This window comes from Bradyrhizobium sp. AZCC 2289 (genome assembly GCF_036924615.1).
Classification (GTDB): Bacteria; Pseudomonadota; Alphaproteobacteria; order Rhizobiales; family Xanthobacteraceae; genus Bradyrhizobium.
The window spans coordinates 6348134-6365409 of record NZ_JAZHRY010000001.1 but is presented as its reverse complement, the minus strand read 5'-3'; the positions used below and the strand labels follow the sequence as shown (position 1 = coordinate 6365409).

At 64.0% G+C, this 17276-nt stretch carries 12 protein-coding genes; 8 read left to right on the top strand and 4 right to left on the bottom strand.

The window, feature by feature from the left end; translation table 11 throughout:
- Window positions 1–383: 383 nt before the first annotated feature.
- Complete coding sequence (locus tag V1289_RS30225; protein WP_334401349.1) at window positions 384–1352, top strand: tripartite tricarboxylate transporter substrate binding protein; 969 nt, start codon at window positions 384–386, stop codon at window positions 1350–1352.
- A gap of 111 nt (window positions 1353–1463) precedes the next feature.
- Here V1289_RS30225 and V1289_RS30220 read toward each other — a convergent pair whose 3' ends face one another.
- Window positions 1464–2354: a LysR family transcriptional regulator gene (locus tag V1289_RS30220; protein WP_334401347.1), complete on the bottom strand. Its 891-nt coding sequence runs from the start codon at window positions 2352–2354 to the stop codon at window positions 1464–1466.
- 84 nt (window positions 2355–2438) lie between these two features.
- On the opposite strand from V1289_RS30220, the gene V1289_RS30215 reads away from it, so the two are divergent.
- Window positions 2439–3191, top strand: coding sequence for a sulfite exporter TauE/SafE family protein (locus V1289_RS30215; protein ID WP_334407734.1), 753 nt, complete (start codon window positions 2439–2441; stop codon window positions 3189–3191).
- A gap of 118 nt (window positions 3192–3309) precedes the next feature.
- Here the strand turns inward: V1289_RS30215 and V1289_RS30210 are convergent, their stop codons facing one another.
- Window positions 3310–3945 carry a LysE family translocator gene (locus V1289_RS30210; protein WP_334401345.1) on the bottom strand — a complete coding sequence of 212 codons (636 nt, stop codon included), beginning with the start codon at window positions 3943–3945 and terminating at the stop codon, window positions 3310–3312.
- Between the two features lie 168 nt (window positions 3946–4113).
- On the opposite strand from V1289_RS30210, the gene V1289_RS30205 reads away from it, so the two are divergent.
- Both V1289_RS30205 and V1289_RS30200 read left to right on the top strand, forming a co-directional pair.
- Entirely contained in the window at window positions 4114–5916 is a 1803-nt protein-coding gene (locus tag V1289_RS30205) for an adenylate/guanylate cyclase domain-containing protein (protein ID WP_334401343.1), read from the top strand.
- Between the two features lie 190 nt (window positions 5917–6106).
- Window positions 6107–6763, top strand: a complete 657-nt coding sequence (locus V1289_RS30200; RefSeq protein ID WP_442896089.1) for a hypothetical protein — start codon at window positions 6107–6109, stop codon at window positions 6761–6763.
- A 138-nt stretch (window positions 6764–6901) separates the two neighbouring features.
- Here V1289_RS30200 and V1289_RS30195 read toward each other — a convergent pair whose 3' ends face one another.
- A complete protein-coding gene (locus tag V1289_RS30195; protein WP_309182128.1) occupies window positions 6902–7849 on the bottom strand; it encodes an alpha/beta hydrolase in 948 nt (315 codons plus the stop codon).
- Between the two features lie 220 nt (window positions 7850–8069).
- Here V1289_RS30195 and V1289_RS30190 point away from each other — a divergent pair, with 220 nt between their 5' ends.
- The gene (locus V1289_RS30190; RefSeq protein ID WP_334401340.1) at window positions 8070–8546 is read left to right on the top strand and encodes an Hsp20 family protein; all 477 of its coding nucleotides are present in this window, start codon (window positions 8070–8072) and stop codon (window positions 8544–8546) included.
- A gap of 380 nt (window positions 8547–8926) precedes the next feature.
- Window positions 8927–9697 (top strand): alpha/beta fold hydrolase, encoded by a 771-nt coding sequence (locus V1289_RS30185; protein WP_442896203.1) that lies wholly within the window; start codon window positions 8927–8929, stop codon window positions 9695–9697.
- Window positions 9698–9752: 55 nt separating this feature from the next.
- Here the strand turns inward: V1289_RS30185 and V1289_RS30180 are convergent, their stop codons facing one another.
- Entirely contained in the window at window positions 9753–10427 is a 675-nt protein-coding gene (locus V1289_RS30180) for a hypothetical protein (protein WP_334401336.1), read from the bottom strand.
- A 479-nt stretch (window positions 10428–10906) separates the two neighbouring features.
- On the opposite strand from V1289_RS30180, the gene gltB reads away from it, so the two are divergent.
- Both gltB and V1289_RS30170 read left to right on the top strand, forming a co-directional pair.
- Window positions 10907–15640, top strand: a complete 4734-nt coding sequence (gene gltB / locus V1289_RS30175; protein ID WP_334401334.1) for a glutamate synthase large subunit — start codon at window positions 10907–10909, stop codon at window positions 15638–15640.
- 157 nt (window positions 15641–15797) lie between these two features.
- The gene (locus tag V1289_RS30170; RefSeq protein WP_334401332.1) at window positions 15798–17255 is read left to right on the top strand and encodes a glutamate synthase subunit beta; all 1458 of its coding nucleotides are present in this window, start codon (window positions 15798–15800) and stop codon (window positions 17253–17255) included.
- The last annotated feature ends 21 nt before the right edge of the window (window positions 17256–17276 follow it).

The window sequence follows — 17276 nt, the reverse complement described above, 5'->3', positions numbered from 1 at the left end:
CATCGGCTGGATCGAGAACAACAGCAGCGCCGAGACGAACAGGGTGGCCGCGTAAAAATAGGGAACAAGGCGGCCGGCCGCCGCGCGCGGATTGACCGACGCCAGAGTCTCGGAAGAGGCGCTCTCAAAGCTCGACATCGTCGCCACCGTTGCAATGTATGCGTGCACGGTAGCCGTCGGCCCCTAAGCAAGATTTAATACATGGCCCGAAATGCCCGGATTGGGGCATGCGCGTCAGACGCTGACCCGAACGCCCGCCACGGCGACAGGGACGGCAACCTCTGGAATCCGACCACGGCAAACGGCATACTGATTCCCGCCACGGACGACAACGCCGGTTTTAAGGGCCTGCGCCGCAAAAAGATCCGTGCCTGGGGGCTCGCATGAGAATCGCACGCACGCTGGTGGCTGGATTATTGCTGCCGCTGTTGACCGCAGCAGCCTTCGCCCAGGATTTCCCTGCAAAACCGATCCGGCTGATCGTGCCGTTTCCCGCCGGCGGCCCCAACGACATCATTGCGCGCATCGTCGGCCAGCGCATGTCGGAACTGATCAAGCAGCCGGTGCTGATCGACAATCGCGGCGGCCAGGCCGGCGTGCTCGGAACGGATGCGATCGCGAAATCCGCGCCTGACGGCTACACCATCGGCATTGTCAGCGCGAGCGCCTTGGCCATCAGCCCGGCGATGGAGAAAGTCGCCTACAATCCGCAAAAAGATCTGGTGCCGGTCACGCTGGTGGTGACCGTGCCGGAGATGCTGGTGATCGCGACCAACGTTCCCGCCAACAACATGAAAGAACTGGTCGCGCTGGTGAAGGCGCAGCCCGGCAAGCTCAATTTTGCTTCCTCCGGTCAAGGCAGCCTGCCTCATCTGGCGGGCGAACTGTTCAAGCTGACCGCCAAGCTCGACGTCGTTCACGTGCCCTATCGAGGTGCTGCACCCGCCATCAACGATCTGCTCGGCCAGCAGGTGCAGATGACGTTCCTCGATCTGCCGGTGATCCTGCCGCACATCAAGGCCGGCGCGCTGCGCGGAATCGCACTTGGCGCGCGCGAGCGCGCACCGACGGCGCCGGATGTACCGACCACCGCCGAAGTCGGAATGCCGGATCTCTTGATCGAAAACTGGTACGGCATGATCGCGCCGGCGGGAACGCCCGTAAAGATCGTGGCCGCCTTGAACCGGATCGCGAACGAGGCGATGGCCGATCCGGGCGTCAAGTCCAGGCTTGCCGATCAAGGCCTCACCACGGCCGGCGACACGCCAGAACATTTTCGCGGATTTATCGACGCCGAAATCAAGAAATGGGCTGATGTCATCAAGAAAGCCGGCGTCGAGACGACGAAGTAATTTGACGCGACGCGCTTGCACGTCCGTCATGGCCGGGCATAGCCGTCCAAAGGACGGCGTCGCGTCCACTCGCCTATGCCCGGGCATGACGAACCTTAATTCTGCTGCCCCTCACGTCACCGCCTTGCGCAAAAATTCCGCCAATTGCTTGGCCGGGCGCGGTAGCGCCTTGAAGCTGCGGGCGCAGATCGTCAGCTTCCGGTTGGCCCAGGAATCGCGGATTCGGATCATCATGATCGGCATCGATCGCGCGCAGCGCCTGGCCGCGGTTTCCGGCATCACGGCGACGCCGACATCGGCGGCGACCATCTGGCAGATCGCGTCGAAATCGCGCATCCGGGCCCGGAATCGCAGGCGCGCCCCTAACCGGGCGGCGTGTTTTGAGATGTGGACCTGCAACGCGGTCGACGCCGTCAGCCCGACGAAGTCGCGGCCGGTCACCTCCACAAAATCGATCTGGCGGCGGTTGGCGAGATCGCTGCGCTTTGATGCCACCAGCATCAGCCGGTCCTCGCTGAATAAAAAGCGTTCGACGCTGTCCGGCAGCGCGTGCTCGGCCGCAAAGCCGAGATCGGCCGCGCCGGTCGCAATCGCGGCCGCGATATCCGCGCTTTCGCGTTCCTCGACATCGACATTGATATCCGGATGTTCACGCAGGAACGCGGCGAGCGCCCGCGGCAGATGCTCCGAGAGGCCCGAGGTGTTGGCGAGCAGCAGCACGCTCGCCCTGACGCCGCTGGCGAAAGCTGAAAGATCGCCGCGCATCGCCTCCACATTGTGCATCACGATCCTGGCATGATCGAGCAGGCTTTCACCGGCCGCGGTCAGTTCGACGCCGCGGCGGCCGCGCTTGAGCAGCGAAATGCCGAGCGCCGCCTCCAGGCCCTTGATCCGTTCGCTGGCGGACGCCAGCGCAAGATGGGCGCGCACAGCACCTTGCGTGATGCTGCGCGCGTCGGCCACCGCGATGAACAGTTGCAGGTCGACCAGGTCGAAACGCATGGTGCACCTGCCTTCGGCATGGACGAAGGCTATCTCCGTAATCTCCAGATTGTGCCGATAACGCCGATCGGTCAATATGCCCGGATGTTCGATTCCCTGTTGCTTCTCATCACCGCCGCGTTCCTGCTCGCTGGCTTCATCAAGGGCGTGCTCGGGCTCGGCCTGCCGACGGTCGCGATGGGCCTGCTGGCGGTGACGATGCCGCCGGCGCAGGCGCTGGCCATCGTCATCGTGCCGGCGATCATCACCAACGTCTGGCAGACCTTTGTCGGCCCCTATCTGCGCGACATCGTCCTCAGGCTATGGCCACTGATGGTCGGCACCGCCGTCGGCATCTGGCTCAACAGGGGAATGCTGACCGGCCCCTACGCGCCCTATGCCGCAGTCGTGCTCGGCGCGCTGCTGGTGATCTATGCAATCATCGGCCTGAGCAAGTTCCGCTTCAAGGTCGCCCGCAGCGACGAGAAATGGATCGGCGGCATCGTCGGCCTGATGACGGGCGTGATCTCGGCGACGACCGGGGTCCAGGTGATCCCGTCGATGCCGTTCATGCAGGCAATCGGCATGGAAAAAGACGAACTGGTGCAGGCGCTCGGGGTGTTCTTCACGGTGGCGACCGTGGCGCTCGCCTTCAACCTCACCACGGCGGGCCTGCTGACGGCGGCGACCGCGCTGCCCGGCGCGGTGGCGATGGTGGCGTCCTTCGCCGGGATGTTCATCGGGCAGGCGGTTCGAAACCGGATGCGGCCGGACTTATTCCGCCGCTGGTTCCTGATCGCGATGATCTTCCTAGGAATCTATCTTGCCGCCAGCGCGCTGCTGAAAATTCACGGCTGAAGGGAGCCCGGTTCTGACCGGGCTCCAGCTTTTTGTTTTGACGCGTTTTCTTGACGCGAACCGGTTACCACCCCGGATCAAGTCCGGGGCAGGCTTTCGCTTGAAAACGCTTTGCTAATTACCGCGCCTGAAGCATCGCGACGCGGACGCCGAGATAGACGAACATCCCGCCGAGGGCGCGATTGATCCAGGCGATGACGCCCTGCGACTGCCGGATGCGGCCGGCGGCCCTGGCCGCGAACGCCGCCAGGCCGAAGCACCAGAGCGTGCCGGTGGAGATTAAGATCAGGCCGAGCAGCAGGAAGGCGAGCGTCTTGTGCGGCGAATCCGCTGCGACAAATTGCGGCAGGAACGCCAGAAAAAACAGCGCCACCTTCGGATTGAGGGCGTCGGTGAGTACGCCCTGCCAGAACACTCGGCGCAGCGATATTCCATCACCCGGAACTGCGACCTCCGCAACCGGGCGCGGACGCGACAGCAGTATCTGCAGGCCGGTGAAGAGCAGATAGGCCGCGCCGACCAGTTTCACCGCCGCGAACGCGGCCGATGAAGCCATCAGCAGCGCCGACAGGCCGATCGCGGCACCGAAAACGTGGACCAGACAGCCGCAACTGATGCCGATTGCGGCCGCCGCCCCGCCGCGCCACCCCAACTGGATGCTGCGGCCGACGATATAGGCGGTGTCCGGACCGGGCACGACGTTGAGCATCAATCCGGACAGGACGAAGAGCCAGAGTTCGTGAATGCCGAGCATGATACGGACTTCCTTGCCTCGCCGCGCCAGCCAAAGGGGTGGATTGCTTTAATTTAATATGACGGCCGGACCGGACTTCCGCCACATAAGCATGCTTTATAATGATTGGATTCCGGCGACCAACGACGTATTACGGCGGTCATCTGAACATTCTGGGGCACAGGAGACATGGAGAGACGTCTGGCTGCGATCGTGTGCGCTGACGTTGCCGGCTACTCCCGCATGATGGGCGCCGACGAGGAAGGCACGCATGCCACCTTCAAGGCGCATCGGACCGCGATTTACCCGATCATTCTCAATCATGGCGGCCGGGTCGTGAAGAACACCGGCGACGGCTTCCTGCTGGAGTTTCCCAGCATCGTCGGCGCCATCGAGGCTTCGATCGCCATGCAGTCCCTGATGGCGGAGCGTAACAACCACCTCCCCTCCGACCGGGTCATGCAGTTCCGCCTGGGCATCCACATGGGCGATGTCATGGCCGATGAGGAAGAGGTGTTCGGGGACGACGTGAACATCGCCGTCCGGCTTGAATCGGTGGCCGCGCCCGGCGGCATCGCGGTTTCGGCCAAGGCCTATCACGAGGCGGGAAGGCATCTCGGCACCGCGCTGGTCGACGCCGGCAGCTACCGTTTCAAGAACATTGCCGAGGCGGTCGCGGTCTGGACCTGGGAACCGACGGGGATCGACAGCAGCCGCAGCCTGGCGCCGAAGGACACGACGAACCTCGCGGCCCAATACCGGACGGCGATCGTCGGCGTGCTGCCATTCGCCAATCTCAGCGACTCGACCGACGAATATTTTTCCGACGGACTGACCGAGGACCTGATTCACGCGCTTTCGCTGCAATCCTTCTACCGGGTGCTGAGCCGGAATTCGACCTTCGCGTTCAAGGGCAAGAACCAGAGCACGCGCCTGATCGCGCGGGAAATCGACGCCAGCTACCTGATCCAGGGCTCGGTGCGGCGCGCCGCATCCAAAATTCGCGTCACCGCCGAACTGATCGCGCCGGAAAGCGGCGAGCAGTTGTGGAACGGCCGGTATGACCGGGACATCGGCGATCTCTTCGCGATGCAGGACGAGATCACCACCAGCCTGTCGGCGGCGATCGCGGCCGAGATCTATCGCGCGGAAGCTGCCGCGCCGCCCCGGGCATCGTCGAACGATCTGACCGCCTGGGACCGATTCCTCAAGGGGCTGTCCCACTATTATCAGGGCACCAAGGCGGATTTCGAAACCTCGATCGCCCTGTTCAAGGAGGCCATCGCGCTCGATCCGACGCTTTCGATCGCCCGCGCTTATCTCGCCACCATCATGATCCAGGGCACCCAGTTCGGCTGGATCAAGAGCACGCGCGAATTGTGGACCACGGCGATGAGCCTCGCCGAAAGCAGCGTCAGGCTCGATCCACGCTCGTCCTTCGCATTCCAGATCCTGGCCTACCTGCACGCGACGGAAGGCCATTACGAGGCCGCCATGGACGCCTCGCGGCGCGCCGTCGAGTTGAACCCGTACGATATGGGCGCCCGCGGCGTTCAGGGGATGTGTCACTTCGTGATCGGCGAGCATCGCCAGGCGATTGCGCTGTTTTCGATGGCGGCCCAGCGCGGCAACAGCGATCCCAGATATCAATTCGCGGCGACCAACGCGTTCAGCCACTATCTGCTGGGGCAATATGACGCTTCGCTGTCCTGGGCGCGCGAGGCGCTCTATGTGAATCCAAACCATCTGCAGGTGCTGGCCGTCAGGGCGGCGGCGCTGGCGCAATTGGGACGAACCGAGGAGGCGGTGAAAGCCGCGGGCGATCTGCAAACCAACTATCCCGGCATCACCGTCGAGCGGCATTTGAGGAATTTCCGCTGGAAGCTTGCCGACGACGTCGCGCATTATCGCGACGGACTTGTGAAGGCCGGCGTGCCGCTCGGCAAATTGGTGCTGGTCGAGCCGACGCCGAAGCTTGCAGCGGATTCGTAACGGCGCTGTCGTTTGGCGGCGAGCCGCCTGATCCTCAAGCCTTCGGTTGACACGGCTTCGAATTCCGCCAAAACTCACGTGCATCCTGAAGTAGTGCGTCGCCGGAAAATTCGCCTTTCGGGAGCTTCATTCACTTCGAATCGAGGCGCGTTCGCTTTTCATCATTCGCTGTTTTCTAGGATTTGGATCCATGCAAGACCAGCCCATCATTCCAGGCCAGCCGCCCGCCGAGCAGATCGCCGTTTCGCCCGATAATCCCTGCCCGTTCCTGCGCGGGCTGGTCGCTGGCGGCTATGTCGACGGCCACACCGTCCCGCTGCAAAAGCTCTGCAACACCATCGAGGCCGCCAGCGGCGAACGGGGCGCGAAGGAAAAAGTGGTGGGCATGGAGACCTACATGGTCGCCGTCGGCGCCAATGGCCTCAGCCCGCTGCGCCTGCTGAAGAGCGCGACCTCCGGCGCGGATCTCGACGAGCTGCGCAATGGTCCGCTGGACAAGCACGGCGCCGGTTCGCGCATCCTGGATGCGACCGCGCATGTGCACGAGGACGAAATCGACCGTCTCGCCACCTTCGGGAAAGATTGCAAGGATCCGTCCGGCGGCACCGAGCGCGGGCTGACGAGCCAGGAGATCACCACCTTTATGGCGGCCAATATCAAGCGCGCAGGCGACCAGGCGCGATGGTATTACCCGATGCTGATGAAGGGCGAATGGCCGGTGTTGCTGAACATCATGGGCAAGGGCGAAGGCGACGAACGCTATCTCAGCGTCGCCGAGGTGAGGACGCTGTTCGTCGAGCGGCGCTTCCCGGATCGCATTGTCGCACGGCTGCAGCACGGCCCTTAGGGTTCTCGGTTTTTGTTCTGACGCGCTTTCTGCCGCAGATAAGTCTACGCAATCTGCGCAAGCTTGATTGCTATGCGAACCGGTATCCACCCCGGATCAAGTCCGGGGCAGGCTTTCGCTCGAAAACGCTATGGACCCTCACTTGAACAGCGGCGTGCCCGGCACGAAGGCGTCGAACGCGGCCCAGAATTGCGCGCGGTAGCGGTCCTGTTCCTGCAGGATCTCGTGCTTGGAGCCGGCGATCACCAGATGCGAGCCGGCGCGCAAGTGATAGGCGAACTCCTCGATCGCCGCCGTCGAGACGATGGTGTCGCTGCTGGCGGCCAGCATCAGGATCGGCTGGCGGATTTCCAAAGGGTAGTTGGCCGCGCGAAAACCGTGCATTGCCCGGAAGGCGGTATCGGCCCAGGCCACCGTCGGCGAGCCGATGCCGAGGGTCGGATCCTCCTCCAGGATCGCGGTGTTGCGGGCGAAACGCACGGGATCGCTGGTGAAGGGATTGTTGATGAAGGATTCCGAGCCGGTCAGCGCGTCGCTGCCGCCGGGAACGTAGCGGCCGCCCTGCCCGGCGAGCCGCATGACCCGCAGCAGCGCACGCGCCGGAAACGAGGTCGCGCGGCCGGGAAGATCGATCATCGGCGCCGACAGCACCATGCGGTCGAACCAGCGCTTGCCTGAATGGGCGACCCGCAGCATCACCGCGCCGCCCATCGAATGCGCCAGCGCGAAAAAGGGCGGCGGGCAATCCGGCAGCACCACCTGCTGCACGAAGGTTTCGACATCGACTTCGAAATCGGAGAAATCGCGGACATAGCCCTTGCGCGGATCGCGCAGGCGCCGCGACGAATGGCCCTGGCCGCGCCAGTCGATCATCGCCACCGCAAAACCGCGGTCGCGCAGATCGCGCACCGTCTCGAAATATTTCTCGATCTGCTCGCCGCGCCCGGTGAAGACGCAGACCGTGCCCTTGCGGCCGGCCGGCGGCGCCCAGCGCGCGAAGCGCAATTCGGCGCCGTCGGGCGTCTTGATGGTGCCTGAGACGACATCCTCCGGAACCGGATTGGCAGGGATCGAGACGAGCGTCATGGACGGGGAACCGGCTAGGTGAGAGGGGCTGGAAATCAAGGCGTGCGCGCCAAAAAGGACCTGGTTTCGGCCCTCTTGAACGCCGTTTCACCCCTCCCATATCATTTCCGTGCAGGCCGCTACCAGCGTTTCGGAACCGGAACGAATGGCTGCACACAGACTAGGCCCGGCCCGATGGCGGGCGGGTAATTGCAACAGTCGCTCAATGGAGGACTACCCTATGCGTACCTACGATCTCACCCCGTTCTATCGTTCCACCGTCGGCTTCGACCGCTTCTTCAACCTGCTCGATCAGGCCACCGCCGACGGCAGCCCCGGCTATCCCCCCTACAACATCGAGCGCACCGGTGAGAACGCCTACCGCATCAGCGTTGCGGTCTCCGGCTTCTCGCAGAGCGAGCTTTCGATCGTCGCCAAGGAAAACACCCTGACGATCAAGGGCGAGAAAACCGCCAGCGAGAACGGCAACGACAATTCCAAGGTGCTGTACCGCGGCATCGCCGCGCGTGCCTTCGAGCGCGCCTTCCAGCTTGCCGATTTCGTGCAGGTCAAGAACGCCTCGCTCGAGAACGGCCTGCTCCATGTCGATCTCGTCCGCGAGATCCCCGAGGCCAAGAAGCCCCGCAGCATTCCGATCTCTTCGGGCGCCGAGGCGCCGCAGGTGGTCGACGGCTCGGCCGCCAAGGTCGCCGCGTAACGCGGTTCGAGCGTCAGCAGATATTTGGCTGAACGTGAAAACGCCCCGGGAAACCGGGGCGTTTTTTGATGCCCCGTCATTGCGAGGAGCCAACGGGTCCCGCCTTCGGCGGGCCCGATGATAAACTCCGCGACGAAGCAATCCATTCTTTCTTTACGCTGCTGGATGGATTGCTTCGCGGAGCCTGTCATCGGGCGCGCGTTCGCGCGACCCGTTGGCTCGCAATGACGTCGCTACTCAACTCGCGCGCCGTCCCACCCGCCTTTCAATGCTTCACAACGCCGTGTGCCTCGTAACATCGCAGGCCATCGGATCGAAACATCTGCGTGGAGCATCCGCATCGCGCGGAAGACTTAAATCACGGAGTTGGTTCGATGAAGATGGTACGGTTTGCAACGGCACTGGCGATCGGCGTGCTGGCGGGCACGCTTGGCGGATTCCAGGCGCAGGCGCAAACGGCCGCGCCGGTCGTGGCGAAAAATGTCGTGCTGGTGCATGGGGCGTGGGCGGATGGCTCAAGCTGGGCGGAAGTCATTCCCTATCTGCAAGCCGCCGGGTTGAAGGTCACCGCCGTACAAAATCCGCTGACGTCGCTGGAAGATTCCGTCGCGGCGACGCGCCGCGCCCTGGCGCTGCAGGACGGCCCGACCGTGCTGGTCGCCCATTCCTGGGGCGGCACCGTCATCAGCGAGACCGGGGTGGACCCGAAAGTGTCGGCGCTGGTCTACGTCGCCGCGCGCGGCCCCGACGCCGGCGAGGATTTTGTCGCGCTGTCCGGAAAATTTCCGACCGGCGCGGTCCGTGCCGGCATCAGGGAACATGACGGTTTCACCAAACTGTCCGAGGAGTCTTTCCTCAAATATTTCGCAAATGGCGTGGAGCCGAAAAAGGCCGAGGTACTCTATGCCGTGCAGGAGCCGACAGCCGTGTCCCTGTTCGGCGGCCGAACCACCGTGGCCGCGTGGCGCTCAAAACCGTCATGGTATGCGGTCTCGAAGCTCGATCAGACCATCAACCCCGATCTGGAGCGATTTCTGGCCAGGCGCATGAACGCAACCACCGTGGAACTGGACGCCGGTCACCTGTCGCTGGTGTCGCATCCCCGGGAGATCGCCGACCTGATCCTGGCGGCCGCCGGACACAAGGAATAGGCCTCGATTGGCTTCTCGTTGCCGGGCATCGCCGTCCGACGGGGGGCTGCCCCTTCTACTCCAACCCCTGCGCGGCGGGCATTTCCTGCGTCGGCTGGATCGACGGCGCGGCGGGCTTGGCCTGGCCGACGGTGGGAGCCGCGGCCGGCGGAACCGGCGCCGTTTCAGCAGGTTTTGCCACGGCCGCCGCTTGCTGGGCCGGCTCCGGCGCGGGCCTGGTGGCGAGCGGGCTTGCCTTCGGCACCGGCACCGTGCGGCTGGCGACATGCGGGATCGGTCGCGGCGGACGCGGCACGCCCCGGACAGTGGCGATCGGCGGCAGCGGTCCTGGCGCGCCATAGGTGATGTTCAGATCGTCGTTGAAATTGTCGCCCATCCGGTCGGCCGGCATGAAGCGGATGATCCGCCCGGTGCGCGCGTCGATGACGAGCTTGCCATCGTCGCCGCCGCGGTCGATCACGGAAATCGTGTAGACGACGCCGCGCTGCTGCGGAATGCCGAGCGGCGAAAACCCGGCCTCGCGAACCACGGTGTAGACCTCCATCGGCGGCAGCAGCGTCGGCCCGTGACCGTAGCGCGCAACCGGCGCCTCCGGCGGCATCGCCGCATAGGGCCCGCTGACATCGGATACCGCCGTGTAACCCACATGGGGCGCCGGCAACTGTGCCTGCGCTCCGGTCGCGGCCAGAGCCAGTCCGGCCGCCACGACCCATCCTGTGAACAACTTCATCGCCGATGCTCCTGTAAGCCGCTGGTAGGTAAGCCGCTGGTAGGCCCCTTGGCGTCTTCGCGCCCTTGTCCCGGCGCGAATCTGGTGGCCGAATCCGGCGGACCTTGGGCCGGATCGCGGCGCGTTTGCTTCAAATCCGGGGCGGGCTGTTCGTACCCGCAACAGCCAAGGATCAGCCATGCGGGCGGGGACTTTCACGCGCTTGTGTGATACAGAAAAATTTGGCATGGTCGGAGTTAGGACAGTATCACTGTCTCAATTACGGGGCTTTCCCGGCACAGGGATTGCAACGAAAACTTGGCGCTTCGAGCACCAAGGAAAGTGCAGGCAAGGCCGTTCCTCAGGGACGTTGAACGCCCAGGCCTGAATTTATGAAATTGCGGCTCGCGGAGGACGAGCGGTGGCCCGGTGGGTGCCGCAAGCGCCCAAGGTGCGCCGACGATGACGGTGAGGCCCTTAGCCTGATTGAGAGGATTGAGATGAGCGGGTCGGAAATCGAGCGCGAAAACATCGTGACAGAATCGCTGTCGTCGACCGCGGCCTCGAAACCGGCGGAAGTGGCGCGCGAGCACACCTGGCGTCCGCCGGCCGAGGGCCTATACGACCTCAGCCTGGAAAAGGATTCCTGCGGCGTCGGCTTCATCGCCAACATCAAGGGCAAGAAGTCGCATCAGATCGTCTCCGACGCGATCAGCATTCTCTGCAACCTCGAGCATCGCGGCGCGGTCGGCGCCGATCCGCGCGCCGGCGACGGCGCCGGCATCCTGGTGCAGATCCCGCATAATTTTTTCGTGCGCAAGGCGGCCGAGATCGGCTTCCAGCTGCCGAACCCCGGCGAATATGCGGTCGGCGCGCTGTTCATGCCGCGCGAGACGGCATGGCGCAATATCATCAAGAGCATCGTCGCCGAACAGATCAAGCAGGAAGGGCTGACGCTGCTCGGCTGGCGCGACGTGCCGACCGAAAACTCTTCGCTCGGCGAAACCGTCAAGCCGACCGAGCCTGCGAACATGCAGGTGTTCATCGGCCGCAACGGCACGGCGAAGACCGAGGACGATTTCGAGCGCCGGCTCTACATCCTGCGCAAGTCGATCTCGCAGGCGATCTATCAGCGCCGCGACCGCGGTCTTGCCGGCTACTACCCGGTCTCGATGTCGTGCCGCACCGTGATCTACAAGGGCATGTTCCTGGCCGACCAACTCGCCAAGTATTATCCCGATCTGCACGAGCCCGATTTCGAGAGCGCGCTGGCGCTGGTGCATCAGCGCTTCTCGACCAACACTTTCCCGACCTGGTCGCTGGCGCATCCGTACCGCATGATCGCGCACAACGGCGAGATCAACACGCTGCGCGGCAACGTCAACTGGATGGCCGCGCGACAGGCTTCCGTGCATTCGGAACTGTACGGCAAGGACATCAACCGGCTGTGGCCGATTTCCTATGAGGGCCAGTCCGACACCGCCTGCTTCGACAATGCGCTCGAATTCCTGGTGCAGGGCGGCTACTCGCTGCCGCATGCGGTCATGATGATGATTCCGGAAGCCTGGGCCGGCAATCCGCTGATGGATGAGACGCGCCGCGCCTTCTACGAATATCACGCCGCGCTGATGGAGCCGTGGGACGGCCCCGCCGCGATTGCGTTTACCGACGGCCGCCAGATCGGCGCCACGCTGGACCGCAACGGCCTGCGCCCGGCGCGCTATCTCGTGACCAGGGACGACCGCATCGTGATGGCGTCCGAAATGGGCGTGCTGAAAATCCCCGAGGAAGACATCGTCACCAAGTGGCGGCTGCAGCCCGGCAAGATGCTGCTGGTCGACCTCGAACAGGGCCGGCTCATTCCCGACGACGAGATCAAGGCGCAGCTCGCCAAGAGCCATCCCTATCGCGACTGGCTCGGCCGCACCCAGATTCAGCTCGAGGAATTGCCGGATGCGGCCTCCAAGGGCATGCGCTCCAACCTGCCGCTGCTCGACCGCCAGCAAGCGTTTGGCTACAGCCAGGAAGACGTCACGATCCTGATGACGCCGATGGCGGCCACCGGCGAGGAAGCCGCGGGCTCGATGGGCAACGACACGCCGATCTCGGCGCTGTCGGACCGGCCGAAGCCGCTGTTCACCTATTTCAAGCAGAATTTTGCGCAGGTGACGAACCCGCCGATCGATCCGATCCGCGAGGAGCTCGTCATGAGCCTCGTGTCGATCATCGGGCCGCGGCCGAACCTGTTCGACCTGCAGGGCATGGCGTCCACCAAGCGCCTCGAAGTGCGCCAGCCGATCCTGACCGACGCGGATCTGGAAAAGATCCGCTCGATCTCGGACGTCGCCGAAGCCCATTTCAAGTCGCGTACGCTGGATACCACCTTCCACGCCGGCTTCGGCGCGGCGGGTCTGGAACAGGTGCTCGACGAATTGTGCGCGCGCGCCGAAGGCGCGGTGCGCGAAGGCATCAACATCATCATCCTGTCCGACCGCATGGCGGGCTCGGACCGGATTCCGATCCCCTCGCTGCTCGCTTGCGCCGCCGTGCATCATCATCTGATCCGCACCGGCTTGCGCACCTCGGTCGGGCTCGTGATCGAATCCGGCGAACCGCGCGAAGTGCATCATTTCGCCTGTCTGGCCGGTTACGGCGCCGAAGCGATCAATCCATATCTGGCGTTCGAAACCATCATCGCGATGAAGGACCGGCTGCCGGGCGCGCTCGGCGACTACGAAATCGTCAAGCGCTACATCAAGTCGATCGGCAAGGGCCTGCTCAAGGTGATGTCCAAGATGGGCATCTCGACCTACCAGTCCTATTGCGGCGCGCAGATTTTCGACGCCGTCGGATTGAAGGCGGACTTCGTCGCCAAGTATTTTGTCGGCACCCACACCCGCATCGAGGGCGTGGGCCTGGCCGAAATCGCCGAGGAAACCGCACGCCGCCATGCGGACGCATTCGGCGATGCGCAGGTCTACAAGACCGCGCTCGACGTCGGCGGCGAATATGCCTACCGCACCCGCGGCGAGGATCACGCCTGGACGGCTGAATCGGTCTCGATGCTGCAGCATGCCGCGCGCGGCAATTCGCTGGAGCGTTACAGGTCGTTCGCAAAGATCCTCAACGAGCAGTCCGAGCGGCTGTTGACGCTGCGCGGCCTGTTCCGGATCAAGACCGCCGAGGACGAGAAGCGCAAGCCGATCAAGCTCGATCAGGTCGAACCGGCCAAGGACATCGTCAAGCGGTTCGCCACCGGCGCGATGAGTTTTGGCTCGATCTCGCGCGAGGCGCACACGACATTGGCGATCGCGATGAACCGGATCGGCGGCAAGTCCAACACCGGCGAAGGCGGTGAGGAAAGCGATCGGTTCAAGCCGCTGCCGAACGGCGACAGCATGCGCTCGGCGATCAAGCAGGTCGCTTCGGGACGCTTCGGCGTGACGACGGAATATCTCGTCAACTCCGACATGATGCAGATCAAGATGGCGCAGGGCGCCAAGCCCGGTGAAGGCGGACAACTGCCCGGCCACAAGGTCGACGCCATCATCGCCCGCGTCCGGCATTCGACGCCCGGCGTTGGCCTGATCTCGCCGCCGCCGCACCACGACATCTATTCGATCGAGGATCTGGCGCAGCTGATCTACGACCTCAAGAACGTCAATCCGGACGGTCAGGTCTCGGTCAAGCTGGTCTCCGAAATCGGCGTCGGCACGGTTGCGGCCGGTGTGGCCAAGGCGCGCGCCGACCACGTCACCATCGCAGGTTTTGAGGGCGGCACCGGTGCCTCCCCCCTCACCTCGATCAAGCACGCCGGCTCGCCGTGGGAAATCGGGCTCGCCGAAACCCACCAGACGCTGGTGCGCGAGCGGCTGCGCAGCCGCATCGTGGTCCAGGTCGACGGCGGCTTCCGCACCGGACGCGACGTCGTGATCGGCGCGCTGCTCGGCGCCGACGAGTTCGGATTTGCCACAGCACCGCTGATCGCGGCCGGCTGCATCATGATGCGCAAGTGCCATCTCAACACCTGCCCGGTCGGCGTCGCGACGCAAGATCCCGTGCTGCGCAAGCGTTTCACCGGTCAGCCCGAGCACGTCATCAACTACTTCTTCTTCGTCGCCGAGGAAGTTCGCGAGATCATGGCGCATCTCGGCTACCGCACCTTCGACGAGATGGTCGGCCAGACCCAGATGCTCGACCAGTCCAAGCTGGTGGCGCACTGGAAGGCCAAGGGACTGGACTTCTCAAAGCTGTTCGTGCGCCAGAAGGAACTGCCGGGCCAGAAGATCTATCACTCGGAAAAGCAGAACCATCACCTGGAGGCCGTGCTCGACCGCCGGCTGATCGAGAAGGCGCAGGCGGCGCTGGACCGCGGCGCGCCGGTCAAGATCGAAGAGGAGATCAACAATACCGACCGCTCGGCCGGCGCAATGCTGTCGGGCGCGGTAGCGAAGATCTACGGCCATGCCGGCCTGCCGCATGACACCATCCAGGTCAGCCTCAAGGGCACCGCGGGTCAGGCGTTCGGCGCCTGGCTCGCGCGCGGCGTCACCTTCGATCTCGAAGGCGAAGGCAACGACTATGTCGGCAAGGGCCTGTCCGGCGGCCGCATCATCGTCAAGCCGCCGCACAATTCCGGCATCGTGCCGGAGGAATCCATCATCGTCGGCAATACCGTGATGTATGGCGCGATCGAGGGTGAATGCTATTTCCGCGGCATCGCTGGCGAGCGCTTCGCGGTGCGTAACTCCGGCGCGATCGCCGTGGTCGAAGGCGCCGGCGACCATTGCTGCGAATACATGACCGGCGGCATCGTGGTGGTGCTGGGCAAGACCGGACGCAATTTTGCGGCCGGCATGTCGGGCGGCATCGCCTATGTGCTGGACGAGGCCGGCGACTTCGCAAAACTCTGCAACATGGCGATGGTCGAACTCGAACCGGTGCTGTCGGAAGAGAATATCAACGCCAACACCTATCACCACTCCGGCGATCTCGAAGCGCATGGCCGGGTCGACGTGTTCCAGAACCTGCTCGATTCCGACGTCGAGCGGCTGCACGTCCTGATCACGCGCCACGCCAAGCTGACCGACTCGAAGAAGGCCGCCGAGATTCTGGCGAACTGGAAGATCTGGCTGCCGAAATTCCGCAAGGTGATGCCGGTGGAATACCGCCGCGCGCTGAAGGAAATGAAGGCCCACGCCGACGCCGAGCCGAAAATCGCGATCGGGGCATAGGCACAAGAGAACTCAAAACCGTCATTGCGAGCGCAGCGAAGCAATCCATCAGGCCACAGGCGAAACATGGATTGCTTCGTCGCTCCACTCCTCGCAATGACGGGGGAACGACGGGAAGCAACGAAGACGAAGTAGGTATGCAGGGGCGTCAGGTTTAATGGGCAAGATCACAGGTTTTCTCGAGATCGACCGGAACGAGCGCAAGTACTCGCCGGTCACAGAGCGCGTAAAGCACTATCGCGAATTCGTCATTCCCTTGAGCGAGAAAGACACCCGCGACCAGGCCGCGCGCTGCATGAATTGCGGCATTCCCTATTGCCACGGCACCGGCTCGGTGCAGCCGGGCACGCCCGGCTGTCCGGTCAACAACCAGATCCCCGACTTCAACGACCTCGTCTATCAGGGCAACTGGGAAGAAGCCTCGCGCAATCTGCACTCGACCAACAATTTCCCGGAATTCACCGGCCGCATCTGTCCGGCGCCGTGCGAGGCTTCCTGCACGCTGAACATCGACGACAACCCGGTCACCATCAAGACCATCGAATGCGCCATCGTCGACCGCGCCTGGGACAATGGCTGGCTGAAGCCGGAAATCGCCCCCGCGAGGACCGGCAAGAAGGTCGCGATCATCGGCTCGGGCCCGGCGGGGCTTGCCGCCGCCCAACAGCTCGCGCGCGCCGGCCACGACGTCCATGTCTACGAGAAATTCGCCAAGGCCGGCGGCCTGCTGCGTTACGGCATTCCCGACTTCAAGATGGAAAAGCACATCATCGACCGCCGCGTGGCGCAGATGGAAGCCGAGGGCGTCACGTTCCATTACGGCGCCCATGTCGGCGGCAGCACACAAGGCGCGATCGATCCGCGCGAACTGCTCAATCAATATGACGCGGTGGCGCTGACCGGCGGCGCCGAAGCCGGCCGCGATCTGCCGATCCCCGGCCGCGATCTCGACGGCATCCATTTTGCGATGGATTTCCTGCCGCAGCAGAACCGCCGCGTCTCGAGTGAGCCACTCGGCGACGTTTCGGAAATTCTCGCCGCGGGCAAGCACGTGGTCGTGATCGGCGGCGGCGACACCGGCTCCGACTGCATCGGCACGTCGTTCCGTCAGGGCGCTAAATCGGTGACGCAACTCGAGATCATGCCGGCGCCGCCCGAGCATGAGAACAAGGGCCTGACCTGGCCGAACTGGCCGCTGAAGATGCGGACCTCGTCGAGCCAGGCCGAAGGCGCCAAGCGCGAATACGCGGTGCTGACGCAGAAATTCTCCGGCGTCGACGGCAAGGTGCAAAAACTGCATTGCGTGCAGGTCGACGACAAGTTCAAGCCGATCGCCGGCACCGAATTCGACCTCGACGCGCAGCTGGTGCTGCTGGCGATGGGTTTTGTGCATCCGGTGCACGAGGGCCTGCTGAAGATGCTCGGCGTCGATCTCGACCAGCGCGGCAACGTCCGCGCCAATTTGACCGACTACAAGACCTCGCGCCCCAACGTGTTCTCCGCCGGCGACATGCGCCGTGGCCAATCGCTGGTGGTGTGGGCGATCCGCGAAGGCCGGCTGTGCGCGCGGGCGATCGATCAGTATCTGATGGGAAGCACGACGCTGCCGAGGTGAGGCGGCGTCGGTACCGGGCTT

Excerpts from the sequence above, each read along its gene's own strand:
- V1289_RS30195 (WP_309182128.1), bottom strand. The coding sequence starts at position 7,849 with ATGACGCTCGTCTCGATCCCTGCCAATCCGGTTCCGGAGGATGTCGTC.
- V1289_RS30205 (WP_334401343.1), top strand. The coding sequence starts at position 4,114 with ATGGAGAGACGTCTGGCTGCGATCGTGTGCGCTGACGTTGCCGGCTAC.
- V1289_RS30185 (WP_442896203.1), top strand. The coding sequence starts at position 8,927 with ATGGTACGGTTTGCAACGGCACTGGCGATCGGCGTGCTGGCGGGCACG.
- V1289_RS30190 (WP_334401340.1), top strand. The coding sequence starts at position 8,070 with ATGCGTACCTACGATCTCACCCCGTTCTATCGTTCCACCGTCGGCTTC.
- V1289_RS30215 (WP_334407734.1), top strand. The coding sequence starts at position 2,439 with ATGTTCGATTCCCTGTTGCTTCTCATCACCGCCGCGTTCCTGCTCGCT.
- V1289_RS30180 (WP_334401336.1), bottom strand. The coding sequence starts at position 10,427 with ATGAAGTTGTTCACAGGATGGGTCGTGGCGGCCGGACTGGCTCTGGCC.
- gltB (WP_334401334.1), top strand. The coding sequence starts at position 10,907 with ATGAGCGGGTCGGAAATCGAGCGCGAAAACATCGTGACAGAATCGCTG.
- V1289_RS30220 (WP_334401347.1), bottom strand. The coding sequence starts at position 2,354 with ATGCGTTTCGACCTGGTCGACCTGCAACTGTTCATCGCGGTGGCCGAC.
- V1289_RS30210 (WP_334401345.1), bottom strand. The coding sequence starts at position 3,945 with ATGCTCGGCATTCACGAACTCTGGCTCTTCGTCCTGTCCGGATTGATG.
- V1289_RS30200 (WP_442896089.1), top strand. The coding sequence starts at position 6,107 with ATGCAAGACCAGCCCATCATTCCAGGCCAGCCGCCCGCCGAGCAGATC.
- V1289_RS30170 (WP_334401332.1), top strand. The coding sequence starts at position 15,798 with ATGGGCAAGATCACAGGTTTTCTCGAGATCGACCGGAACGAGCGCAAG.
- V1289_RS30225 (WP_334401349.1), top strand. The coding sequence starts at position 384 with ATGAGAATCGCACGCACGCTGGTGGCTGGATTATTGCTGCCGCTGTTG.